17 protein-coding genes are annotated in these 24,490 nt (G+C 72.0%); 10 read left to right on the top strand and 7 right to left on the bottom strand.

Annotated elements, in window-relative coordinates; translation table 11 throughout:
• Nucleotides 1-27 precede the first annotated feature (27 nt).
• From OIE40_RS08515 to OIE40_RS08530, 4 genes are read right to left on the bottom strand one after another with little or no spacing between them, the layout of a single operon-like run.
• Entirely contained in the window at nt 28-2,091 is a 2,064-nt protein-coding gene (locus OIE40_RS08515; RefSeq protein ID WP_264701780.1) for a glycoside hydrolase family 3 C-terminal domain-containing protein, read from the bottom strand.
• A complete protein-coding gene (locus OIE40_RS08520) occupies nt 2,081-3,988 on the bottom strand; it encodes an alpha-galactosidase (RefSeq protein ID WP_264701781.1) in 1,908 nt (635 codons plus the stop codon). Before OIE40_RS08520 ends, OIE40_RS08515 begins: the two co-directional genes overlap by 11 nt.
• The gene (locus tag OIE40_RS08525) at nt 3,985-5,373 is read right to left on the bottom strand and encodes an MGH1-like glycoside hydrolase domain-containing protein (RefSeq protein ID WP_264701782.1); all 1,389 of its coding nucleotides are present in this window, start codon (nt 5,371-5,373) and stop codon (nt 3,985-3,987) included. Before OIE40_RS08525 ends, OIE40_RS08520 begins: the two co-directional genes overlap by 4 nt.
• Nucleotides 5,370-8,414, bottom strand: coding sequence for an alpha-mannosidase (locus tag OIE40_RS08530; protein WP_264701783.1), 3,045 nt, complete (start codon nt 8,412-8,414; stop codon nt 5,370-5,372). The genes OIE40_RS08525 and OIE40_RS08530 overlap by 4 nt, the downstream gene beginning before the upstream one ends.
• 120 nt (nt 8,415-8,534) lie before the next feature.
• Here OIE40_RS08530 and OIE40_RS08535 point away from each other — a divergent pair, with 120 nt between their 5' ends.
• The 7 genes from OIE40_RS08535 (at nt 8,535) to OIE40_RS08565 (ending at nt 15,590) form a co-directional block, all read left to right on the top strand.
• Complete coding sequence (locus tag OIE40_RS08535; RefSeq protein WP_264701784.1) at nt 8,535-9,533, top strand: aldose epimerase family protein; 999 nt, start codon at nt 8,535-8,537, stop codon at nt 9,531-9,533.
• Nucleotides 9,534-9,564: 31 nt separating this feature from the next.
• Nucleotides 9,565-10,746, top strand: a complete 1,182-nt coding sequence (locus OIE40_RS08540; RefSeq protein WP_264701785.1) for a mandelate racemase/muconate lactonizing enzyme family protein — start codon at nt 9,565-9,567, stop codon at nt 10,744-10,746.
• Nucleotides 10,743-11,468, top strand: coding sequence for an SDR family NAD(P)-dependent oxidoreductase (locus OIE40_RS08545; protein ID WP_264701786.1), 726 nt, complete (start codon nt 10,743-10,745; stop codon nt 11,466-11,468). Before OIE40_RS08540 ends, OIE40_RS08545 begins: the two co-directional genes overlap by 4 nt.
• 135 nt (nt 11,469-11,603) lie before the next feature.
• Nucleotides 11,604-12,545 carry a carbohydrate ABC transporter permease gene (locus tag OIE40_RS08550; protein ID WP_264701787.1) on the top strand — a complete coding sequence of 314 codons (942 nt, stop codon included), beginning with the start codon at nt 11,604-11,606 and terminating at the stop codon, nt 12,543-12,545.
• Nucleotides 12,545-13,408 carry a carbohydrate ABC transporter permease gene (locus tag OIE40_RS08555; RefSeq protein ID WP_264701788.1) on the top strand — a complete coding sequence of 288 codons (864 nt, stop codon included), beginning with the start codon at nt 12,545-12,547 and terminating at the stop codon, nt 13,406-13,408. The genes OIE40_RS08550 and OIE40_RS08555 overlap by 1 nt, the downstream gene beginning before the upstream one ends.
• A 35-nt stretch (nt 13,409-13,443) precedes the next feature.
• A complete protein-coding gene (locus tag OIE40_RS08560; RefSeq protein ID WP_264701789.1) occupies nt 13,444-14,790 on the top strand; it encodes an ABC transporter substrate-binding protein in 1,347 nt (448 codons plus the stop codon).
• 122 nt (nt 14,791-14,912) lie between these two features.
• A complete protein-coding gene (locus OIE40_RS08565) occupies nt 14,913-15,590 on the top strand; it encodes an SDR family NAD(P)-dependent oxidoreductase (RefSeq protein ID WP_264702324.1) in 678 nt (225 codons plus the stop codon).
• Here the strand turns inward: OIE40_RS08565 and OIE40_RS08570 are convergent.
• Entirely contained in the window at nt 15,587-16,174 is a 588-nt protein-coding gene (locus tag OIE40_RS08570; RefSeq protein WP_264701790.1) for a hypothetical protein, read from the bottom strand. The two genes, OIE40_RS08565 and OIE40_RS08570, sit on opposite strands and share 4 nt — an antisense overlap.
• A gap of 204 nt (nt 16,175-16,378) precedes the next feature.
• Between OIE40_RS08570 and OIE40_RS08575 the strand changes: the two genes are divergently transcribed.
• Nucleotides 16,379-19,534, top strand: a complete 3,156-nt coding sequence (locus OIE40_RS08575; RefSeq protein WP_264702325.1) for a DEAD/DEAH box helicase — start codon at nt 16,379-16,381, stop codon at nt 19,532-19,534.
• Here the strand turns inward: OIE40_RS08575 and OIE40_RS08580 are convergent.
• Complete coding sequence (locus tag OIE40_RS08580; RefSeq protein WP_264701791.1) at nt 19,497-19,940, bottom strand: TIR domain-containing protein; 444 nt, start codon at nt 19,938-19,940, stop codon at nt 19,497-19,499. The genes OIE40_RS08575 and OIE40_RS08580 overlap by 38 nt on opposite strands.
• A gap of 272 nt (nt 19,941-20,212) precedes the next feature.
• Between OIE40_RS08580 and hutH the strand changes: the two genes are divergently transcribed.
• Nucleotides 20,213-21,754 (top strand): histidine ammonia-lyase, encoded by a 1,542-nt coding sequence (gene hutH / locus OIE40_RS08585; protein ID WP_264701792.1) that lies wholly within the window; start codon nt 20,213-20,215, stop codon nt 21,752-21,754.
• Between the two features lie 87 nt (nt 21,755-21,841).
• On the opposite strand, the gene OIE40_RS08590 is transcribed toward hutH, so the two are convergent.
• On the bottom strand, nt 21,842-22,615 hold the full coding sequence (locus OIE40_RS08590) for an IclR family transcriptional regulator (RefSeq protein ID WP_264701793.1): 774 nt from the start codon (nt 22,613-22,615) through the stop codon (nt 21,842-21,844).
• Between the two features lie 207 nt (nt 22,616-22,822).
• Between OIE40_RS08590 and hutU the strand changes: the two genes are divergently transcribed.
• The gene (hutU, locus tag OIE40_RS08595; RefSeq protein ID WP_264701794.1) at nt 22,823-24,487 is read left to right on the top strand and encodes a urocanate hydratase; all 1,665 of its coding nucleotides are present in this window, start codon (nt 22,823-22,825) and stop codon (nt 24,485-24,487) included.
• Nucleotides 24,488-24,490 lie beyond the last annotated feature (3 nt).

The raw sequence follows: 24,490 nt of genomic DNA on the forward strand, positions 1-24,490 counted from the left end.
GTCCGTGAGAACCGTCCCCCGGTCCGGTCAGCGGCCCTGCAGGCGCTCGGCCAGCTCCTCCTCCGAGACCAGGGCAGGTGCCGAGGGATCGGCGGGCCACTCGACGGTGGTGTGCAGCCGCAGATCGCGCGCGGAGAACCCGATCGAGACGGTGAACAGTCCCGGACGCCGCTGCCAGGCCGAGCCGACCACGTCCCAGAAGGCCCAGGCGCGGGCGTCCAGCTCGAACTCGACGACCCGGGACTCGCCCGGGTCGAGCGTCACCCTCGCGAAGGCGCGCAGTTCGCGGGGCGGCCGCGGAATGAGCGACTGGTGCTCGCCCACGTACAGCTGCGGCACGGCCGTGCCGGTCCGGGTGCCGGTGTTGCGCACCTCGACCGGCACCCGCGCCGCACCCGCGGCCGCGTCCAGCACCTCGAGCTGCAGGTCGGACAGCTCGAAGCCGGTGTAGCCGAGCCCGTGCCCGAACGGGTAGGCGACGTCCCGGTCGAGCGCGTCGTACCAGCGGTAGCCGACGAACACCCCTTCGCCGTAGCGGACGTGCCCGCGCTCGCCCGGATAGGTGGGGGCCGCCGGGGTGTCGGCCAGCCGTAGCGGCCAGGTCTCGGTCAGCCGGCCGCCGGGTTCGGCCGCGCCCAGCAGCACCCGCACCAGTCCCGCGCCGCCGGCCTGCCCGCCGAAGCCGGGCAGCAGCAGCGCCGCCACCGCTCCGCGCCAGGGCCCCAGCGTCAGCGGAGCGCCGCTGGTGAGGCTCACCACCACGGGACCGCCGGACGCCGCCAGTGCGGCGGCCAGGGCGTCCTGGTCGTCGGGCAGGTCGAGGTCGGTGCGGTCGTAGCCCTCGCACTCGACCCAGTCGGGATGCCCCAGGCAGAGCAGCACCACATCGGCGTCGGCGGCCAGCGCCAACGCCTCGTCGCGCAACCCCCGCGCTCGCTCGTCGGACGCCGCCCGCGGCACCCGGCGTCCGTCGATGACCGGCTCCCAGTCGTACCCCGGCGCGTACTGCACGGCCTCGTCGCCCAGCTCCGCGCTCAGCCCCGCCAGCACGGTGTCGACCCGCGTCGGCACCACCCGCGCCGAACCGCCGCCCTGCAGCACCGGCTCGGCCGCCTGCCGCCCGATCACCGCGATCCGGGTGCCGGGTGCGAGCGGCAGCGTGCCGTCGTTGGCCAGCAGCACCGTCCCCGCCGCGGCGGCCCGCACGGCCACCTCGTGATGCTCCCCGGCCAGCGCCGGCGGCACGCCCACCGTTGCCAACGCCGGCCCGCAGCGCTGCGCCAGCGTGCGGACGCGGTCGGCGCTGCGCCTCACGTCGGCCTCGGCCAGGTCGCCGGTGGCCACCGCCGCCCGGATCGCCGCCACCGACGCGCCGTCGTCGCCGGGCATCTGCAGGTCGAGGCCGGCCGCCACCGCCGCGACCGGGTCGTGCACCGCGCCCCAGTCCGAGACCACCAGCCCGCGGTAGCCCCATTCGTCGCGCAGCAGGTCGGTCAGCAGCCAGCGGTGCCGGCTGGCGTGGACGCCGTTGAGCCTGTTGTAGGCGCACATCACGGTCCACGGGTCGGCCTCGCGCACGACCCGCTCGAAGGCGGGCAGGTACAGCTCACGCAGCGTCCGGTCGTCGACGTCGGCCGAGATCGAATGCCGCTCGTGCTCCTGGTTGTTGGCGGCGAAGTGCTTCAGCGAGCACCCCACCCCGGTGGACTGGACGCCGTCGACGTAGGCCACCGCCAACGCGGCGGCCACCTCCGGATCCTCCGACAGGTACTCGAAATTGCGTCCGCACAAGGGGGTTCGCTTGAGGTTGACGCCGGGGGCGAGCAGCACGTCGACGCCCAGCGCCCGGGCCTCGGCCCCCAGCGCGGCTCCGACCTCGCGGAGCAGCCCGGTGTCCCACGACTGTGCCAGGGTGGCCGGCGGTGGGAAGCAGGTGGCGGGCAGGGTGCGGTCGCCGGACTCGCGCCGCAACCCGGTCGGTCCGTCACTCAGCCGCACCGCCCGCGTCCCGGACCCGGGGTCGGGATGGGTCAGCCACTGACCGTCACCGACCAGCAGTCGCGCGTCGTCCGGTGCGGGGTCAGCGGTCATCGACCGGTCCCGCGGGGGTCGCCGGGGGTTCGGCCGGCTCGATCAGCAGTAGCCACGACTGGGCGCCCGAGCCGCGCCCCACCTCGATGCCCGTCGTCATCAACTCGGCACCGGTTCCGGCCACCGTGCCCAGGTCGGACGCCGGCGCGCCCGGCCCCAGCAGCGTCACGGTGTACCGGGCCGCGGCCGCCAGGCCTAACGGACGCAGCCGGCACGTCGCGGCCGCGCCGGGCAGCGCCACCGCCATCACCACGTGAGCGGCACGTGCCGGGGCGGTGAGCTGGAAGGCCGGCCAGCGTTCCCCGCCGCCCTCGCGGCGCGGCTGCGCGGTCAGCGGCCGGATCACCCCGTGCTCCTGCAGAAGAGGCCGCACGTGCTCCCGGTAGACCGCGGCATGCTCGATGACCCGCTCGCGCAGCGCCGCCGACAGTTCGGGCAGCTTCAACGACAGCGCGAACCGGTGCAGCATCACCGCCCGCAGCGACGCGTCGAAGGTCTCGACGCCGATAGTGGCCGGGTCCAGGTTCTGCAACGGATGGAAGGTGCGCCACTGCGACTCGCTGAAGTGGAAGATGCTCGCCGCGGGCAGCAACTGGCTGACGCCCCACAGCAGCTGCAGCTGGAACTCGGTCCAGTCCGGATCGGACAGGAAGCCGCAGTGCACGTGGCCGAGCAGCCCCAGGTCGAGGCGCAGCCCGCCCGAGCTGCAGTCCTCGACGATGAGTTGGGGGTGCCGGTCGCGCAGCACGTCCAGCACCTCGTAGAGCCCGCGGTAGTGCTCGTACAGGCCGTCTCCGGCGTCGTGGCCGTGGTCGGTGCGCGAGCAGCCGGGGCCGGGGTCCAGGTTGAAGTCGACCTTCAGCCAGGACGCCCCGGTGCGGGCGACCAGATCGTCCAGCGTGACCAGGACGTGGGCCCGGCCGGCGGGGGAGCCGAGGCAGACGTAGCCGAGCCAGCCCGGGTCGCCCTCGCGGGCGCCGGCGAACCCCGGCTCGTCGCGGCGGGCCACGATCTCCGGACGCCGGGCGGCCACCGCGGCATCGTCACCGAGCGCCTCCACCTCGCACCACACGCCGAACTGCAGCCCCTGCTCGCGGGTGGCCCGCGCCAGCCCGGCCACCCCGGCGGGGAAGCGGACGGTGTTCTCGGCGTCCCAGTCGCCGCGGATGCGCCACCAGTCCGAGTCGGCGTCGGCGCCGCCGAACCAGCCGGCGTCCAGCACCGCCAGTTCATAGCCGAGCCGGCGGGCCACCTCGACGTTGGCGAGGAACGTGTCGTGGTCGATCTCGCGATCCTCGTAGGGCCACCAGTGGTTCCAGGTCAGCGGCACGGCCGGCGTCCGGGGCACCACCCATGCCGACGCCGCGGCGGCCAGCGCCGCCGTGGCGTCCGCCCTTGTCGGAGCGCTCGAGACGTACACGGTCGGGGCACGAAAGGTCTGCTCGGGGGTGACCCGGCGGCTGAACCGCCACGGGGAGATGCCGGCCCGCACCACGAAGCCGGCCCCGGCCGGCTCGACGTCGAGACGCCAGTTGCCGCTCCACGCGGGCGTGACCACGACGGTGCGGCCGTCGCCACGCTCGAGGGCGAGCCACGGGTGCAGCCCCTTCGACGAGCGACCGGTGGTGTTCCGCAACTCCAGCGGCTCGGGACCGAGCGGCTGCCGGCGGGGAGTGAACTCGTCGCCCCAGTCGGAGCTGAACCAGTGCGCCGTCCAGTCCCCGGGTGCCAGTTCGACCAGCACGGTCGCCAGGTCGGAGACGTCGGTCTCGCCGGCGTTCACGGTGGCCGTCAGGTCGCAGCGGGTCACCTGACCGTAGGGGTTGGGCAGGTCCTGCAGCATCGGCTGCAGGGTCAGCGCGTCGTGCCTGGGCGCGGCGAGCGCGACGCCGGTCATCGCCCGGGCCCAGGGCTGCAGTGCACCTGCACGACCCTCGGCGTCTCACCGGCGGGCAGCCACGGGCCGTCCAGGTCGCGGCCGTCGGCCAGCACCCGCTCGACGTGCGACCCGGAGCCGCGCAGCTCCAGGTCGAACGCCGAGGAGCGCCAGTTCAGCCCGCGTAGGGTGATCGCTTCGGTGCCCGGTGGCAGGCAGGGCGCGAAACCCAGCCGGTCGGGGCCCGGCCGCAGCCCGGCCAGGCCGTACAGCACGGTGCCGATGAAGGCGGACGCCGACCACGTTTGGTCGGGCTCGGACGCCCACTGATGGCCGGATTGCCAACCGCCGTCGGGGTCGCCGCTGAACGGGTGGTAGAGCTCGAAGAAGGCCAGCTCGCTGTCCTCGATGAGCCGGCAGAACCGTTCGAGGTCGGCGCCGAACCGTGCACTGTCGCCGGTCGTGGCGACCGCCTGCGCCCAGACGCCGTGGATCATCGGCCACACCGCGGCGCCATGCCGGCCGAATCGTTGGTCGTCGTAGCCGGGGAAGTGCGGCCACACCGCGGGCAGGCCGGCGGGCGCCTCGCACACCCCGGCCACGACACCGGCGGCGTCCGGCCCACCGACGACGCCGGCGAGGATGGCCAGGGCGACCCCCAGCCCCTCCTGTTCACCCGACAGCCGGCCGTCGGCGATCAGGTAGCCGAACGGTTCGTCCGGCGAGGTCCGGAACCGGCTCGCGACCCGGGCGGCCAACTCGTCGGCGCGCCGGTGCCAGGGCTCGGGCTGTTCGCCCGCCAGCGCGGCCAGGTCGCCCAGGCAGTGCAGCGCCCGCACGTACAGCGCGTTGGTGGACAGGCAGTGGATGCGATGGGTGGCGGCATGGTCGAGGACGAACGAGCCCTCCGGCCGGCCCGGGTCGTGCAGGGCGGGTGGGTAGCCGGTGATGCCGTCGGCCATCACCGCCGGTCCGCAATAGAGCCGGGTGGCCCAGTCGAAGGCGCGCTGGTCGAGCCGGGCCAGGGTGGCCGCCCCGATCCGCAGGCCGCGCGCCGCCTCGACCGGGTCGCCGCTGACCATGGCGAGCATGTGCGTGCCCAGCACCCAGCTGATCTGGTCCCACCACTGGTCGTCCCAGGTGACCGCGGTGCCGTCGGGCTCGCAGACCATTGCCAGCGTGTCGGCGCTGACCTGCGGCAGCATCCACGCCCCCGCCTGCCAGGCGTTGATCGCGGCGTCCCTCGTCCACGGATCGGGGTAGCCGCTGCCGGCCCGCAGGTAGTGCATGGGCTCGTCGGGGCCGCGACCGGGGACGACGTTGTGCAGCACGCAGTCGATGGCGGATTCCAGCAGGGGAGCCAACCGTTGCGCCCACGGGCACTGCCCGCTCAGCGTCAGCGTCATGCCCGCACCCCGCTGAAGCGCAGGGTGACGATCTCGAACGGGCGCAGCGCCAGCGTGACCGGGTCATCGTCGTGCTCGACGGGCGCGTCGGGCAGGACCCGCTCGAGCAGGTCGGTGCGCTCGACCGAGTCGAAGCCGAAGCCGGCGTGCAGGCGTCCGTGCGCCCGCGCCCCCAGTGACTCGTACAGCCGGACGACCACGTCGCCGCTGCCGTCCTCGGCGAGTTTCACCGCCTCGACCAGGACGCCGTGGGCCTCACAGCGCAGCAGCGGCTCGACGCCGTGGGCCCCGGCCAGCGCACGCAGCGGCTGGTTGAGCCGCTGGCCCGCGACGATCGCGTCGGCGATGTCGGCTCCCACCACGGCGGACACCGTGAGCCGCTGCCGGCCCTGGTCGGTGTCGGGGTCGGGGAACTTCGGCCCGCGCAGCAGGGAGAGGCGCACGGTGGTGCCGGAGGAGCGTTCACCGGCGTGGTCGCGGCGGATGTCGTGACCGTAGGTGGAGTCGTTGGCGACCGCGAAACCGAAGCCCGGCTCAGCGACCTGCACCCAGCGGTGCGCGACTGTCTCGTAGCGGGCGGCGTCCCAGGTGGTGTTGGAGTACGTCGGCCGGTGCAGGTGCCCGAACTGGATCTCGGACGCGGCCCGGTCGGTGAACACGCTGGTCGGGAACGCGAACTTGAGCAGCGTGCGCTGCTCGTGCCAGTCGATGTCGAAGTCGAAGTCGATCGCCGCCGAACCCGCGGTGAAGGCGATCAGGTAGCTCAACGTGCTGTCGCGGTGGCGGCGGACCACCTCGAACACCGCGCGGCGGTCGCCGGATTCGACCAGCCGGACGTTGGCGGGGCCGTCCAGATCGGTGACCATCCGGTTGATGTGCCCGTCGATGTCCCACGCCTCGTACATCGACGGTCGGTCGTTGTGCAGTTGCAGCAGCCCGAACCGCCGCCCCTCAGCCACCGCCTCGCGCCCGGTGGCCAGGTGAACCGCCGACGGGATCAGGCCCTCGGCGTCCAGCACCACCCGGACGGCGCCGGTGTCGATCAGCCAGCCGCCGGCCTCGGCGTCCGAGACGGCGAGGTGGGGCGACGATGCCGGGTTCGCGGCAGGATCGGCCGGCGCGGCTTGGATCGCGAACGGCGCCACCCCGTCCAGCGCGACCGGCGCCGAGTTCACCGTGAGCGACATGTCGCCCTCGCCGGCCAGGGCACGCAGCGAGCGGTCGATGATCGCCTCGAGCGTCTCGGCGACCCGGGCGTAGTTCGCCTCGGCCTCGCGGTGCACCCAGGCGATGGACGAGCCCGGCAGGATGTCATGGAACTGCTGCAGCAGCACGGTGCGCCAGCAGTCGGCCAGTTCGTCGGTGGGGTACGGCGTGCCGGCCCGGACGGCGGACGTCACCGCCCACAACTCGGCGGCGCGCAGCAGGTGCTCACTGCGCCGGTTGCCCTGTTTGGTCCGGTGCTGCGAGGTGTAGGTGCCGCGGTGGGTCTCCAGGTACATCTCGCCCGACCAGGTGTGCGGGTGCTCCAGTTCGGCCTCGGCCTCGCTGAAGAAGTCGTGCACGGTGGCGATCCGGACGGTGGGCGAGCCTTCCAGGTCGGCCGTCCGATGGGCCCGGGCGACCATCTCGCGGGTCGGTCCGCCGCCCCCGTCGCCGTACCCGAACGGCACCAGCGAGACGGTGCCGTGGCCCTGCTCGGCGTACTGCCGTTGCGCCTTGGCCAGCTCGAACGCCGCCAGAGTCGAGTTGTAGGTGTCAACCGGCGGCAGGTGCGTGAAGATCCGGGTGCCGTCGATGCCCTCCCACCAGAACGTGTGGTGGGGCAGCACGTTGGTCTCGTTCCAGGACATCTTCTGGGTCAGGAACCACCGCGAGCCGGAGGCCTTCGCCACCTGCGGCAACGCCGCGGAGTACCCGAACGAGTCGGGCAGCCACACGTCCAGCGGCTCGTAGCCGAACTCGTCGAGGAAGAACCGCTTGCCGTAGACGAACTGCCGGGCCAGCGCCTCCGAGCCGGGCATGTTGGTGTCGGACTCGACCCACATGCCGCCGACCGGGACGAAGGTGCCGGCCGCGACGGCGTCCTTGAGCCGCTGCCACAGGTCGGGGTAGTACTGCTTCACCCACGCGTACTGCTGCGCCGACGAGCACGAGAACACCAGGTCGGGGTGGTCGGTCGCCAGCGCGATCACGTTGGCGAAGGTGCGGGCGCACTTGCGGACGGTCTCGCGCACCGGCCACAGCCAGGCCGAATCGATGTGCGCGTGCCCGGTGGCCACGATCCGGTGCGCACTGGCGTTGGCCGGCCTGGCCAGGACGCCCTGCAGCGCCGCCCGGGCGGCGGGGGCCGTGCCGGGCACGTCGTGCGGGTCGACGGCGTCCATGGCGGCGTTCAGCGCGACCACGATCTCGGCGCGGCGGGGCAGGTCGGCCGGCAGTTCCTCGGCCAGGCCCGCGAGCACCTCGAGATCGCGGTGCAGCTCCCACACCTCGACGTTGCGCCGGGCCAGGTGGAAGGTGCGCAGCACGTACAGCGGCTCGTCGGGCACGGTCGCCTTGGACGAAAACGGCGTGGGGTGCCATGACCCGCCGACCGCGACCTCGGGGTTGGCCGCGGCCTCGAGGTAGAAGTCGATCACCTCGGGGTGCTCGACCGGCAGGTAGCGGTTGAACGGTTCGATCGCCTTGATGATGGTTCCGTCGGGGCGGAAGGCGAGTCCCTCGGCCTGGCTACCGTCCAGCTCCTTGCGGAAGCCCAGATCCACCACGATCTCGTAGGGGACGTTGTCGGCGCGCCACCGCTCCGGCACCTCGCCGGTGACGTGGAACCACAGCGTGCTCCAGCCCTTACCCCAGGTGGACCCGACCTGGAACGGCCGGTAGTCCTGGGCCACGGCCTGCGCGAACGGCACCGGCTCGTCCGGCACGGGCCAGGCGGTCAGGGTGAGCGGCCGGGTTTCGCCGTACTGGTGGGGGACGATCAGCTCTTCGAGGAACCGACCCAGGCGTCCGCGGTACAGCCACTCGTTGTCGCGCACCCGTGCTCCTTCGCAGGCGTGAAACTGTTGAGTCAGTTTCGTCAAATTGACAGACTTAGTCAATCGCCGCGGGTGCTCCGCCCGCAGGACGACTCGCCGACGCCGTCGAGAGGGGCCGCGATGACAACGCCGGCAACAGGCTGGGCCCGGGTCGAGACCGGCTGGTCGCTGTCCGGGCTGGACGCCGTGGCGCTGGCCAGCGACCGGCTACGGGTGGTGGTGCTGCCCGGCCTGGGCGGGAGGGTCTGGGAGATCACCGACCTCGCCACCGGCGTCCAGCCGCTGTGGCACCACCCCCGCCTGCAGCCGGCGCCGGTGCCGTTCGGGTCCGGTTACGACGACAACTTCATCGGCGGCTGGGACGAGCTGTTCCCCAACGACCTCGCCGAGGAACTGGCCGGCGAGCCGTTCCCCGACCACGGCGAGACCTGGTCGGAGGGTTGGGCGTGGCGGGTGCTGCCCGGTCCGGACGCCGCCGTCGAGCTCACCCTGCACGGCCGCATCTCCGGCTGCCGACTACGCCGGACGCTGCGGTTGGCGCCCGGGTCGCCGGCTTTGGCCTGCGAGGTCGAGGTGACCAACACCGGACGCGACGAGCTGCCGATGCTGCACAAGCAGCACCTTGCGGTGGCGCTCGACGCCGGCTCGCGCGTGGACCTGCCTTCGGGGTGCCGGGTCGAGGTCGGCCCGTTCGGACGCCCCCGCGCGGGGGCTGGAGGTGACCGGTTCGCCTGGCCGGGGCAGTCCGACTTCGCCGCGCCCGCGCCGCCGGGCACCGCCGAGCTGCTGTTCGCGTCCGACCTGACCCAGGGCTGGTGCGCCGCCACCCGCGGCGACGGCACCGGCATCGGGGTGGCCTTCGACGCCGCCGCCTACCCGGCCTGCTGGACGTTCGCCTCGTGGGGCGGCTGGCGCGGCCTCGAGGTGGTGGTGCTCGAGCCGTGCACCGGTCTCGGCCTCTCGGTCGCCGAGGGCGTCGAGACGGGTCGGCACCGGGTGCTGGCCCCGGGCGAGGCGTTCGCCACCACCGTCACCGCGGTGCTCTACTCGGGCCTGGCCCGGGTCACGTCGATCGCCGGGGCGGGCGACGGCGTCCGGGTCGAGGGGGAGCGACTGTGAGCACGCACACCCACACCAGCGAGGAGAACCGATGAGGATCGAGGCCGTCGACATCTTCTACCTGGCGGTGCCGCAGCTGCGCGACATCGGCGACGGCAGCCAGGACATGGCGCTGGTGCGGGTCCGGGCGGGCGGGCACACCGGCTGGGGCGAGTGCGAGGCCTCCCCGTTGCCCACGATCGCCGCCCTGGTCACGCCGCCGTCGCACTCGGCGTGCCACGGCGTCCTCGACTCGGTGCTCGGTGAGCGCCTCGACGACGTCGCCGACATCGGACGCCTCGCGCGCCGGGTCGCCGAGCGGGGGCTCGACCTGCTGCAGACCCCGCACGCCTGGTCGGGGGTCGAGATCGCGCTGTGGGACCTGCTGGGCCGGGCCCGGGGCGTCGCGGTGTGGCAACTGCTCGGCGTCGCCCAGCCGCAGCCGCGGCGCCCGTACGCGTCGCAGCTGTTCGGCGACGATCCGCAGCAGACCCACGACAAGGCGGTCCAGGTGGTGGCGGCGGGGTTCACCGCCGCCAAGTTCGGGTGGGGACCGTACGGCACCGGCTCGGTCGAGGCGGACGCCGAACAGGTCGCCGCGGCCCGGGCCGGCCTGGGTGACGAGGTGGACCTGCTGGTGGACGCCGGCACCGTGTGGGGCGAGGACATCGAGGCCGCCGCCGCCCGGCTGCCCGCCCTGGAACGGGCCGGTGTGGTGTGGCTCGAGGAGCCGTTCGTCGCCGGGGCACTGGCGGCGCACGCCGAACTGGCCCGGCGCTGCCGCGGGGTGCGGCTGGCGGGCGGTGAGGGGGCGCACAACACCCATCTGGCAAGGCAACTCATCGACCACGGTGGCGTGGGGTTCATCCAGATCGACACCGGCCGGATGGGCGGCATCGGGCCGGCCGCAGCGGTCGCCGGGTACGCCGCCGGCCGCGGGGTCACCTTCGTCAACCACACGTTCACCTCGCACCTGGCGCTGGTGGCCTCCCTGCTGCCCTACGCGGGGCAACCGGGCGGCCGGCTGTGCGAGTACCCGGTGGAGTCCAGCCCACTGGCCCGCGGGCTCACCCGCGACCACCTCGAACCAGGCGACGACGGGCTGATCCGCCTGCCCGAGGGGCCGGGGCTGGGCCTCGACCTCGACCTGGACGCCGTCAGCCCCTACCTGCAGGAGGTCGAGATCGTGCTCAACGGGCAGACCCTGTACCGCACCCCGGAGCTGGTTCCGTGACCGGCGTGGACGGCCGCCGCGCGGTGGTGACCGGCGCCAGCAACGGCATCGGACGGGCCGTCGCCCTGGCTCTGGCCGCGGCGGGGGCGGTGGTGACGGGTCTCGATCTGGAGCCGGGCCGGGACGGCCTTGAGGTGCGCACCGTCGACCTGGCCGACCCCGACGCCGTGGCGCGCACGGCGTCCGGCCTGGGCGGTGTGGATGTGCTGGTCAACTGCGCCGGCAGCTACGCGACCCTGCCACTGCTCGACCTCGACCTCGAGCAGTACCACCGGCTGCTCGCGATCGACCTGCACGCGCCGGTGCTGCTGATGAAACACCTCGGCGCCGGCATGGCCGAGCGCGGCTGGGGACGCATCGTCAACGTGACCAGCGTGCACGCCCAGGTCAGCGAGCCGGGCGCGCTGGGCTACGACATCGCCAAGGCCGGCCTGGAGGCGGCCACCCGGGTGGCAGCGATCGAACTCGCGCCCCGCGGGGTACTGGTGAACGCGGTGTCGCCCGGCTTCGTCGCGACCCGGATGTCCGTCGTGGACGGCGTCGACGAACTGCAGGGGGAGGAGTTCCGCACCGTCTACCAGCAGGGCGGACGCCTGCCGCTCGGCCGGGCGGCGACGCCCGCCGAGATCGCCGCCCCGGTGTTGTGGCTCGCCGGCGCGGACAACACCTACGTGACCGGCCAGTCGCTACGCGTGGACGGCGGGCTCACCGTCCGGCTGTAGTCGACGCACGATCCCGGGGGGAGGACCGGGCCGGCGCACAGGTTTCGCTCCGGCTCTTGACCCTAGTGTCGCAGTGGCCGATCATGAGACTTAATCCGCTCAGTGGATTAAGTACCAGGTCAGAGGAGCTCTGGTGTGACCACGACGACGACGGCGCAGAGCCGGCAACGCCGCGCCCGTCGGCAGCGGCTGAGCGGGTTACGGCGCCGCGAGGCCCTCTGGTGCTACATCTTCATGACGCCCGCCGTGCTCGGCGTGCTGGTCTTCGCCATCGGCCCGATGATCGCGTCGCTGTGGCTGAGCTTCACCGACTACGACATGCTCAGCTCGCCGGAGTTCATCGGGCTGAAGAACTACACCAAGCTGGTCTCCGACAAGCTGTTCTGGCATTCGCTGCGGATCACCATGCTGTACGCGGTCGTGGTCGTCCCCGGCAGCATGCTGGCCGGCCTGGTGGTCGCCATCCTGCTCAATGCCAAGCTGCCGGTGATGGGCTTCTTCCGCTCGGCCTACTACCTGCCGTCGGTGATCGGCGGAGTGGCGGTCGCCCGGGTCTGGGGGATGCTCTACAACACCGATCACGGCCTGTTCAACCTGATCCTCGGCCTGTTCGGCATCGACGGCCCCGGCTGGCTGACCGACGAGAACTGGGTGATCTGGTCGCTGATCTTCATGGGCGTGTGGGGGTTCGGCGGCACCATGCTGATCTACCTGGCCGGCCTGCAGGGCATCCCCAAGGAACTCTACGAGGCGGCAGAGGTGGACGGCGCCGGCAAGTTGCGCCAGCACCTGTCGATCACCGTCCCGATGCTGTCCGGGGTCACCTTCTTCAACCTGGTGATGGGCATCATCGGCGCCCTGCAGGTGTTCGCCGAGCCGTTCGTGCTGGCCAACGGCAACCCCAGCAACGCCTTCCTGCTGCTGCCCGTTTATCTCTACCGGGTCGCCTTCGACTATCTCGAGATGGGGTACGCCTCGGCCATCGCCTGGGTGGTGTTCGCGATCACCCTCGTGCTGACCGCCCTGGTCTTCCGCTCGTTGCCGCTGTGGGTGCACACCGAGGCGGGTGACGACTGATGGCCCATCGGATCAGGTCGAAGGAGGGTGGGGTCGGCATCAGCCGCACCGAGGCGTCCGTGCGGGTGCTGCTGCTCAGCCTGGGCTGCTTCCTGGTGCTGATGCCGGTCGCCTGGACGGTCCTCACCTCGCTGAAGACCGCCCAGCAGACGCTGGAGGTTCCGCCGGTGTGGTTCTTCGACCCGCAGTGGAGCAACTACGCCGAGGTGCTGACCCTCGTCCCGTTCCAGAACTACGCACTGAACACCGCCATCATCGTCACCTCGGTGGTGGTCGGCACGCTGCTCAGCTGCTCGTTCAGCGCCTACGGCTTCGCCCGGCTGCGTGCGCCCGGCCGCAACGCGATCTTCGGCGTCCTGATGGCCACCATGATGCTGCCGGCCACGGTCACGCTCGTGCCCACCTACATCGCCTTCAACAAGATCGGCTGGATCAACACCTTCCTGCCGCTGATCGTCCCGGCGTTCTTCGGCTCGGCCTTCTTCATCTTCATGTTCCGGCAGTTCTACCTGTCGCTGCCCCGCGAGCTGGAGGAGGCGGCCCGGATCGACGGCGCCGGCTACTTCCGCATCTGGTGGAGCATCTTCCTGCCGCTGAGCATGCCGGTCATCGCGACCGTCACGGTGTTCACCTTCGTCGGCACCTACAACGACTTCTTCGGCCCGCTGATCTACCTCACCGATGAGTCGAAGTGGACGATCTCGGTGGCGCTGTCCAGCTTCGGCGGCAGCCCCAGGATCGGGCCTCAGCTGCACATGCTGACGGCCGCCACGATGATCGCCGCCGCCCCGTCGATCATCGTGTTCCTGCTTGCCCAGCGGTACTACGTGAACGGCATCTCGGTTTCCGGGATCAACAAGTGACCCGATCGAACGACCACAGGAAAGGACTCCCCACGATGACTCCAGTGCCCCTTGACGGCGCCACCGGCATCGCTCGCCGGACGCTGCTCGGCGGCGGTCTCGCCGCCTCCGCCCTCGCCCTCGCCGCCTGCAGCGGCCCGAGCGCGACCGAGTCCTCGGCCGCGCCCACGGCCGCCTCGACGGAGGTGATCGGCTCCACCGACCTCACCGTCTACGCCTGGACGAACGGCACGGCCATCGACGAGAACTTCAAGAGCAGCGTGACCGCGTTCAACAAGGAGTTCGACGGCAAGTTCACCGCCAAGATCAACTTCCTGCCCTACGACCAGTACTGGCAGAAGATCCAGCTGCAGTACGCCGCGAACCAGCCGTTCGACATGTACTACTGGGACGTCCAGGCCTACGCCCACTACAAGAAGGACCTGCTGCAGAACGTGCAGCCGGCTGTGTCGGCCTCCGAGCTGGCGGACGGGTCGACGTACCCGGTGGCGCTGTTCGACCCGTGGCGCTTCGACGGCACCGACCTGTACGCGATCCCCGAGAACATCCAGTCGATGTCGCTGTTCTACAACAAGAAACACTTCGACGACGCCGGCATCGCCTACCCCGACGCCACTTGGACGTGGGACAAGGTCATCGAGGTCGCCGGCCAGCTCACCCAGAAGAGCGGCGACAAGGTCACCCGGTGGGGTCTCGACATCGGCGACCTGGGCGCGTGGTGGGGCATCCAGACGTTGGCCTGGGCGGCCGGCACGGCCTTCTTCGACAAGCCGCTGGAGCCGACCGCCTTCCAGATGACCGACCCGAAGGTCGTCGAGGCGTTGCGCTTCGTGCAGGACCTGATGTGGACCAAGCACATCGCCCCGCGGCCGGACGAGCGCGACGCCAACAACTCAGCCGGCGGCTTCGCCGGTGGGGTGGTGTCGATGATGCCGGGCGGCACCTGGGGCATCGCCTCCTACCAGCAGATGAAGGACGGCTGGGGGATCGCGCCGCTGCCGCTGTACCAGGGCCAGAGCGTGATGCCCTACTGGCTGGGCGGCTGGGTGATCCCGAAGGCGTCCGCGGCGTTGACCGCGGCCCAGACCTTCGCGATCTGGCGGGCGACGACCTTCCAGGAGCAGATGGCCGCCGACCACGACTGGATCCCGATCCAGGACGCGGCGCGCACGTCGGAGACGATGCTGAAGGGCATGCCGGACGGCTTCGAGGCGGCCATGCAGTCGCTGCCGTCCGCGCGGATCGGCGACCTGTACACCGAGAACAGCCAGAAGATCCTCAACGAGGTCTACAGCACCCATCTGGACGAGCTGTTCCGCAACAAGGCGACCCCCGAAGCGGTGGCGCAGGCGATCCAGGACGAGGCCACGGCGCTGCTCTGACCGGCCCGGGCGGGCGGGACGCCGGACTGTCCCGCCCGCCGCGTCCGGTGCCGGGATGCGACCAGCACCGACACACAGGCGAAAATAAGGCAACGATGGGTTACCGGGACGTCTGCTGGCTGATGGTGTGGGCCCTTCTCCACGTCGGCTATCAACGGCGAAGCGGCGCAGGCCGTCGCCGACCGGATCACCGAGGCAGGCGGCGTGGCGATCGGCGTCACCGCCGACGTCTCCAGCGGGCCGACATCAAGGCGGTCGTGGCTGCGGCGGTGGAGACCTACGGCGGCGTGCACGTGGTGTTCAACAACGCCGGCATCATCGTGCGCACAACGGTCGAGGAGACCGCCGTCGAGCAGTGGGACCGGGTCTTCGCGGTGAACGTCCGCTCGATCTTCCTGATGTGCCGCGAGGTGGTGCCGATCATGGCCGCAGCCGGTGGTGGCTCGATCATCAACACCGGTTCGGGCTGGGGACTCAAGGGCGGTGGCCGTGCGGTGTCGTACTGCGCCTCGAAGGGGGCGGTGGTGAACCTGACCAGGGCCCTGGCCATCGACCACGGACCCCAGGGCATTCGGGTCAACTCGGTGAACCCGGGCGACGTGAACACCGACATGCTGCGCAACGAGGCGAACCAGCTCGCTCAGGACACCACCAGCTTCCTGGCCGAGGCCGCCGACCGTCCGCTGGGCCGGATGGGTGAGCCGGCCGAGATCGCTGCGGCGGTCGTCTGGCTGGCCGGCGACGAATCGAGCTACGTGACCGGGGCCGCGCTGAGCGTCGACGGCGGCGGTAACGCCTAGCCGGTTCGCCCCGTCCTGGCCAGGTAGGCGCGGCCGCGCGGGCTGAGCTCGTAGCCGACGGGGTGGCTGATGGTCAGCCCGAGGTTCTTCAGCTTGCGCACGTCGAGCTTGAACGGCGCGGTCTCGCGGCCGAACTCCGCGGCCAGGTCGGGGGCGCGGACCTGCGGGCGGCGTCCGATCAGCTCCAGCGTCGCCATCGTCCAGGCTCCGTGGGTGCTGGCCCGATCGAGCCGTTCCAGGCGTTGGTCCAGCGCGGCCACGTCGTCGTCGGACAGCTCGTCGGCGCTTCTCAGCGCGATCCGCGGGTCTTCGCCGGCCCAGCCCAGCCCGATCCGGTAGGTCGTCCAGCCGTCCTCGCCGGACAGTCGCTTGCGGACCGAGTCGGCGCTCGGGTGGCCGGCCAGGGCGGCGTCCGACTCGGTGATGGACGCCGGGTCGACGGTCTCGACCGACTCGACCCGGATCACGCCGGCCGAGGTACGAAACTGCTGCCCGGGCCGGACGTCCGGACGCCGCCAGCGTCGGAAGGCCAGCGAGACCGAACCGTCCCGCACGCCCGCCGCGACCGTGGGTGGGAGCAACACCGAAGTATTGTCGCGCTCCCACCCGCCATCCGCGAGAGGCCGCGGTTGGTGCGAGCGGGAAGTGTCGGTGCACACTGGTTGACTGATCATCGTCCAGCTCGAGCGTGGGAAGAGGCAGCGCGTGCAGCAGACCGGCCGGCTTCACACGTCGGGGATTCGTGCCTGCCGATGAGTTCCCGCAGCTATCCAGACTGGGTGCTCGAAATGTCCGAGCGCGCGTTGGCCGAGTTGTTCGGCGCCACGACCCTGGCCCGCGGCCAGGAGTACGCCAAGCAGGGCAGAGTCGGCCACATCACCGTGGCCCAGGGCGGGGCGAGCACCATCGTCCAGGCCGAGGTGCGCGGCTCCGCCTTCCGCAGCTACCACACCGTCGTCACCCGCACGGCCGGCACCGGCACGCTGGTCGCCACCTGCACCTGCCCGGTCCGCAGCCGCTGCAAGCATTCCGCGGCGCTGCTGTGGCACATGCGCACGGTCAGCGTGCGTGCCGCCACGCCGTCGTGGCAACGGGCGCTGAGCGAGATCGCCGAGAGTGCGCGTCCCGCCGAACGGGGTGAGCCGCTCGCACTGCAGGTGACTCGTGGCGGCCCCGGCGTGGCGTTGCGGCCGATGGTGTGGGGCAGGTCCGAGCGCTGGGTGCGCGCGGGCATCACCTGGGACAACGTCCAGCAGCCCTGGATGCACCAATTCCTCGAGGAACACCGGACGGCGCTGGCCGGGCTGGCGCGCACCCGCAATGAGCGGTCCTCCGGCTACTACTCGAGGCGCCAGGACGAACTGTGGCTGGGTGAACTGGGTCCGGGCGCCTGGGACTGGCTGCGCGCGGCGGTGGCGGCCGGCGTCGAGTTGGTGCCGGGACGCGACACCGGCGCGGTCCGGATCGCCGACCAGCCGGCGGTGCTGGCCAGCCGCCTGAGCCGCACCGAAGGAGGCGTCCGGCTGCGCACCGTGGCCCGCTCCGGCGAGTTCGAGCGGGCGGTCCCCTACGCCGACCTCATCGGCGAGCCCCCGCACGGCTTCGTCGTCGACTCCGGCGACGAATTGGTGCTGGTGCCGTTCGCCGAGCCGCTGAGCAAGGGTCAGCAGGCGCTGCTGCTGCGGCATTCGCGGCTCGACATCCCCGAGGACGACCTGCCCGCCTTCGCGGCGCAGTATCCGCCGACGCTGCGCCGGATGGTCGCCCTCGAGATCGATCCCGACGTCGAGCTACCCGAGGCAGAGCCGCCGCGGCTGAGACTCACCGTCGGCTTCGAACCCGACCACGTGGCGCAGCTCGCCTGGGCGTACCGGTACACCGTCGGCGAGCACGCCTTCGACGTCGACCTCGAACCGGTCGGCAGCCAGCCGGTACTGCGCGACCCGGACGCCGAGGAGGCCCTGCTCGCGGCGCTGCCCGAGGGCCCGTGGCCGCTGGTCGACGTCGCCGCCGGCCTGCGGCGTCCGCTCGAACGGGCGAGGCTGATCGGCCCCGACACGGCCCTGCTCGTCGAGCAGGGCATCCCGTCGCTGACCCGGGCCGGTGTGATCGTCGAAACCACCGGGCAGGCGGCCGATTACCGGCTGGCCACCGAGGCGCCCGAGGTGCGGGTCGAGGTCGCCGACCCCGCCCACGGCAGTGACTGGTTCAACCTCGACGTCGAGGTCAGCATCGAGGGCGAACCGATCGAGTACCGCGAACTGTTCACCGCGCTGGCCACCGGGCAGACCCACCTGATCCTGCCGTCGGGCACCTGGTTCAGCCTCGAGCGGCCCGAACTGCAGCAGCTGCGCGCGCTGATCGCCGAGGCACAGGAGTTCGCCGCCGACGGCACCGGTCAGCTGCGGCTGCGCACCGAGCACGCCGGGCTGTGGGACGAACTGGTCTCCCTGGGCGTGGTGGCCCGGCAGTCGGCGGCCTGGCAGCAGGCCGTCTCGGCGCTGCTCGACCTCGAGCAGTTGCCCGAGGTGGATCCGCCGCCGGGGTTGCGGGCGACCCTGCGCCCGTACCAGTTGCACGGGTTCCGCTGGCTGCACTACCTGTACACGGCCCGGCTCGGCGGCATCCTCGCCGACGACATGGGACTGGGCAAGACCATGCAGGCCCTGGCCCTGGCCTGCGCGCTGGCGCAGGAGGGCGAGCGCGAAGCCCCGATGCTGGTCGTGGCGCCCACCTCGGTGCTGGGCACCTGGGCCGCCGAGGCCGCCCGGTTCGCGCCCGGGCTGCGGGTGCGGGTGGTCACCGGCACGGCGAAACGGCGTGCCGAATCGCTGGCCGAGCTCGCCGCCGGGGCCGACCTGGTGGTGACGTCGTACACGCTGCTGCGCCTCGACGAGGCCGAGTACGTCGCGCAGCCCTGGCAGGTGGTGCTGCTCGACGAGGCGCAGTTCGTGAAGAACCGCCAGGCCCGCGGGTACCAGTCGGTGCGCAAGCTGTCGGCCCGCACCAAGTTCGCGATCACCGGCACCCCGCTGGAGAACAACCTGATGGACCTGTGGTCGCTGCTGTCGATCGTGGCGCCGGGCCTGTTCGCCGACCCGATCAGCTTCGGTGAGCGCTACCGCAAGCCGATCGAGTCGGGCAGCGACCCGGACGCCCTGGCCAGGCTGCACCGCCGCGTCCGGCCGTTGATGCTGCGCCGGACCAAGGAGACGGTCGCCGCCGAACTGCCCGAGAAGCAGGAGCAGGTGCTGTCGATCGAGCTGACCCCGGGGCATCGCCGGCTGTACGACAAGCAGTTGGCGGTCGAACGCAAGAAGGTGCTCGGCCTGGTCGACGACCTCGGCCGGAACCGGATCACGATCCTGTCCTCGCTGACGACCCTGCGCCAACTGGCGCTGTCGCCCGCGCTGGTGCTGCCCGATCAGGCGGCGGTGTCGGCCAAGGTCGACACGCTGATCGAACTGGTCGGCGAACTCGCCGCCGAGGGCCACCGGGCGCTGGTGTTCAGCCAGTTCACCCGCTACCTGAAGCTGGTCCGGGACAGGCTCGAGGACGAGGGCATCGGCACCACCTACCTCGACGGCCGTACCCGCGACCGGGCCGACCGCATCGCCCGGTTCCGCGCCGGTGACGATCCGGTGTTCCTGATCAGCCTCAAGGCGGGCGGTTTCGGGCTGACCCTGACCGAGGCCGACTACGTCTTCATCCTCGACCCCTGGTGGAACCCGGCCGCCGAGCTGCAGGCCATCGACCGCACCCACCGCATCGGCCAGGACAAGCCCGTCATGGTGTACCGCCTGGTCAGCGCCGACACCATCGAAGAGAAGGTGGTCGCCCTGCAGCAACGCAAACGCGACCTGTTCGCCAAGGTGGTCGGCGAGGCCGGCGACCTGGCCGCACCGCTCACCGCCGACGACATCCGGGGCCTGCTCGAGGGCTGAGCGGTGACCGGGGATTCCGGCGTGCGCCGGTCGAGGTGTCGCCGTAGTAACCGGTGAGCAGCGTCGTTCCGTCGGGCATCATCAGGTAGTTGCGCGGCACCCCGTCCAGGCCGGGCGGCACCGGCACCGGCTCCTCGCTGAACCCGTCCCGAAGCGAGGGCACCGTGCTGTCGGGGGTGAAGCCGTCCAGGGCGGCGTCCCAGTGCAGCTCACCGTCGTCGAGCACCAGCAGCACCGACCCCTGCCCCTTGTGGTCGAGCCACCAACGCACCTCGCGGTCGACGTACTCCGACGCCGCGGCGCGCGGGCTGAGCAGCACGATCAGGTGCCGGGCACTGCTCAGGTCCTCCTCGATCGCGTTCCACAGAGCCGGGTTGGTCGACAGGGCGTTGTCGTCGCGGAACACCCGGATCCATCCGGCGCCGGTGCCAGGGCCGGGCGAACCGCTCCAGCCCCCGCTGCAGGGCGACCGCCGTGTCCCCCGGCGCCGCGCGCGCATAGCAGATGAAAGCGTCCCAGCCCGCCAAGCCCGCATTGTCGACCTGCGCCCGCCGGGCCGGCCAGAGGAAGGAGCGACGCGATGCCAGGCTTCTGTTCGGATCCGAGACGGTATCCGGGGGTCGGCTGTTCTGGACGGGGTTCGAGGGTCACGGTGGTGGCGTGAAGGGAGCCGCCGCGATGAATGACAGCACGGTCGAGATCGGGATGGGCCCGGTGACCCCCGAGCAGGTGGTCGCCGTCGCACGCCGGGAGGCGAGGGTCGCGCTGGCCCCGGACGCCCTGGCGGCCCTGGCCGCGACCCGCCGTCGGATAGAGGCCCTCGCGGCGTCCGACCGGCCGGTGTACGGGGTCTCCACCGGGTTCGGCGCGCTGGCCACCCGGCACATCCCGATCGATCGCCGCGCCGACCTGCAACGCAGCCTGATCCGCTCGCACGCCGCCGGCACCGGGCCCGAGGTCGAGCGCGAGGTGGTCCGGGCGATGATGCTGCTGCGGCTGTCCACCCTCGCGACGGGACGCACCGGCGTCCGGCCCGTGGTGGCCGAGACCTATGCGGCGTTGCTGAACGCCGGGCTCACCCCGGTGGTGCACGAGTACGGTTCGTTGGGCTGCTCGGGCGACCTGGCGCCGTTGGCGCACTGCGCGCTGGCGGTGATGGGCGAGGGGTACGTCCGCGACGCCTCCGGTGAGCGACGGCCGAGTGCCGAGGCGCTGGCGGACGCCGGAATCACGCCGGTCACCTTCGCCGAGAAGGAGGGGCTGGCCCTGATCAACGGCACCGACGGCATGCTCGGCCAGTTGATCCTGGCCGGGCACGACCTGGCCGGCCTGCTGACCACCGCCGACATCACCGCCGCGATGAGTGTCGAGGCGCTGCTCGGCACGCCGCGGGTGTTCGCGCCCGACCTGCAGACGCTGCGACCGCAGCCCGGGCAGGCGGCGGGCGCGCGGGTGATCGCGGCCATGCTGCAGGGCTCGGAGATCGCGGCGTCCCACGCCGTCGACGACTGCCCGATCGTGCAAGACGCCTACTCGCTGCGCTGCGCGCCCCAGGTCAGCGGCGCCGCCCGCGACACCCTGGCGCACTGCCTGTGGGTGGCAGGCAACGAGTTGGCCGCGGCGATCGACAACCCGGTGGTGACACTGGACGGCCGGGTCGAGTCCAACGGGAACTTCCACGGTGCCCCGGTCGCCTACGCGCTGGACTTCCTGGCGATCCCGGTGGCCGACGTGGCGTCCATGAGCGAGCGACGCACCGACCGGCTGCTCGACGTGCGGCGCAGCCATGGGCTGCCGCCGTTCCTGGCCGGCGACCCGGGGGTCGACTCGGGACACATGATCCTGCAGTACAGCCAAGCCGGCATCGTGGCGGAGTTGAAGCGGCTGGCGGCGCCGGCGTCGGTGGATTCGATCCCGTCCTCGGCGATGCAGGAGGACCACGTGTCGATGGGCTGGCACGCGGCCCGCAAACTGCGCCGGGCCCTCGACGGGCTGGCCCGGGTGCTGGCCGGCGAGGCGCTCAGCGCCGCCCGCGCGCTCGACCTGCGCGAGCGGCGTCCGGCCCCGGCGACGGCGGCGGTGCGCGACCGCGTCCGCACGGCGGTCGAAGGGCCCGGCCCGGACCGGTTCGTGGCCCCCGAGCTCGAGGCGGTCGTCGGACTGGTCAAGGCGGGCGCCCTGATCGAGGCCGCCGAGGCGGTGACCGGCCCGCTGGAGTGACGCCCGGCCTGAAATGGGGACGGTTCCTTTTCAGGCCACGCAGGCAGCGTGGCCTGAAAAAGGAACCGTCCCCATGTCAGGTCACGCTCAGTGGAGCCGGCGGGTGATCTCCCTGGCCCCCTTCATCAGGTGGCCGATCAGGTCCGACGGGTCGCGCAGGGCGACCCGTGAGCGCCAGGTGCAGCTGATCGCCGCCACCGGCTGGCCGTGCAGGTCGAACACCGGGGCGGCCGCCGATCGCAGCCCGGCCGCGATCAGCTCCACCTCCTCCGACCAGCCCTGGGCCTTCTCCAGGGCCAGCGCCGTGTGCAGTTCGCCCAGCGAGCGCGGCCCGCGTCCGGTTCTGGAGACGAAGTCGCCGGGCCGGCTGTACAACGCGCGCAGCTGCTCGTCGGGCAGGTGGGCGAGGATCGCCCGTCCGTTGGCGGTCAGGTGCGCGGGCAGCAGGACGCCGACCGCCGTCACCAACGGCGGCTCGAGTTCGCTCTGCTTGGGCGGGTACTCCTTCAACAGGTACAGCGTGCTGGCGCCGCGCAGGATGCCCAGGTGGACGGTGATTCCCGCGGCGGCGGCGACGGTCCGCAACACCGGCCTGGCCAGCCGTTCGAGCTGGTCGTGCATCGTGAACGCCGACGCCAACCGGTACGCGGCCGCGCCCAGCGCGTACCCCTTCGCCTCGGGCACGTAGACGGTGAAACCGCGCTCGGTCAGCACGGTGAGAATGTGGTAGACCGACGAGCGCGGCAGGCCCAGATCCCGCGCCATCGTGGACGCCGGCACCGTCCCGGTGCGCTCGGCGAGGTAGCTGAGCAGATCCAGCGCGCGGCCGACCGCCGGCGAGGTGCTGGATTCGGTGGCCATTGGACCATCCTGCCGGTCGGTGACCCGCCGCGCACCCTCGGCCCGTAGCGGGGCGGCTCACCCGTGCACCCGGTGCCACCGCGGGCGCCTGTCTCGGATTCCAGATGTGCCGAACGCCGGCCGTGCGGCGTGCGAACGCCTCACGGAAGCTGGTGGCGTCACCGATCAGCGGCGGCCCGTCCGCCCCAGAGCCCGCCAGGAGAACCGATGTCAGGACCCCGCCCCGTCCGAGCCCCGCGCGGCGCCGAACTGCGCTGCCGCGGCTGGCAGCAGGAGGCGGCGCTGCGGATGCTGATGAACAACCTCGACCCGGAGAACGCCGAGCACCCCGACGACCTGGTGGTCTACGGCGGCACCGGGCGGGCCGCGCGCTCATGGGAGGCGTTCGACGCGATCGTCCGCACCCTGGAGACGCTGGCCGACGACGAGACGTTGCTGGTGCAGTCGGGCAAGCCGGTCGGGGTGTTCCGCACCCACGAGTGGTCGCCGCGGGTGCTGATCGCCAACTCGAACCTGGTCGGCGACTGGGCGAACTGGGAGCACTTCCGCGAGCTGGAGGCCAAGGGGCTGATGATGTACGGCCAGATGACCGCCGGGTCGTGGATCTACATCGGCACCCAGGGCATCCTGCAGGGCACCTTCGAGACCTTTGCCGCGGTCGCCCGGAAGCGCTTCGGCGGTACCCTGGCCGGCACCATCACGCTCACCGCCGGGCTGGGCGGCATGGGCGGTGCGCAGCCGCTCGCGGTCACCATGAACGACGGCGTCGCGATCTGCATCGACTGCGATGAGAGCCGCATCGACCGGCGCATCGAACACCGCTACCTGGACGCCAAGGCGTCCGATCTGGACGACGCGATCGCGCAGGCCAATCAGGCCAAGGCCGACCGGAGTCCGCTGTCGATCGGACTGCTCGGCAACGCCGCCGAACTGGTGCCGGAACTGCTGCGGCGCCACCGGGCCGGCGACATCGTCGTCGACGTGGTCACCGACCAGACCTCCGCCCACGACCCGCTCGCCTACCTGCCGCTGGGCTACGAGTTCGCCGACATGAAGGCCCGCGCCGTGGCCGACCCCGAGGGCTTCACCCGCGATGCACAAGCGGCGATGGCCGCTCACGTGGCCGCCATGGTCGGCTTCCAGGACGCCGGCGCCGAGGTGTTCGACTACGGCAACTCGATCCGCGACGAGGCCCGCAAGGGCGGTTTCGCCGACGCCTTCGCCTTTCCTGGCTTTGTGCCGGCCTACATCCGGCCGCTGTTCGAGGAGGGCCTGGGCCCGTTCCGCTGGGCGGCGCTGTCGGGCGATCCCGAGGACATCCGCCGCACCGACGCCGCGATCCTGGAGCTGTTCCCCGAGAACGAGCACCTGAGGCGCTGGATCACCATGGCGCAGCAGAAGGTGGCGTTCCAGGGGCTGCCGGCCCGGATCTGCTGGCTGGGCTACGGCGAACGGCATCGCGCCGGGCTGAAGTTCAACGAGATGGTGGCCGCCGGCGAGGTCGGTCCGATCGCCATCGGTCGCGACCACCTCGATTCCGGTTCGGTCGCCTCGCCCTACCGCGAGACCGAGGCGATGCTCGACGGCACGGACGCCGTGGCCGACTGGCCGTTGCTGAACGCCCTGGTCAACACGGCTTCGGGGGCGTCCTGGGTCAGCATCCACCACGGCGGTGGGGTCGGCATGGGCCGCTCGATCCACGCCGGGCAGGTGTGCGTCGCCGACGGCACCGATCTGGCCGCGGCCAAGCTCGAGCGGGTGCTCACCAACGACCCTGGCATGGGCGTCATCCGGCACGTCGACGCCGGCTACCCCCACGCGGCCAACGTCGCCCGCGAGCGCGGCGTCCGGGTGCCGATGCTGGAAGGCTGAGCC

This window comes from Micropruina sonneratiae (assembly GCF_025972045.1).
Taxonomy (GTDB): domain Bacteria; phylum Actinomycetota; class Actinomycetes; order Propionibacteriales; family Propionibacteriaceae; genus Micropruina; species Micropruina sonneratiae.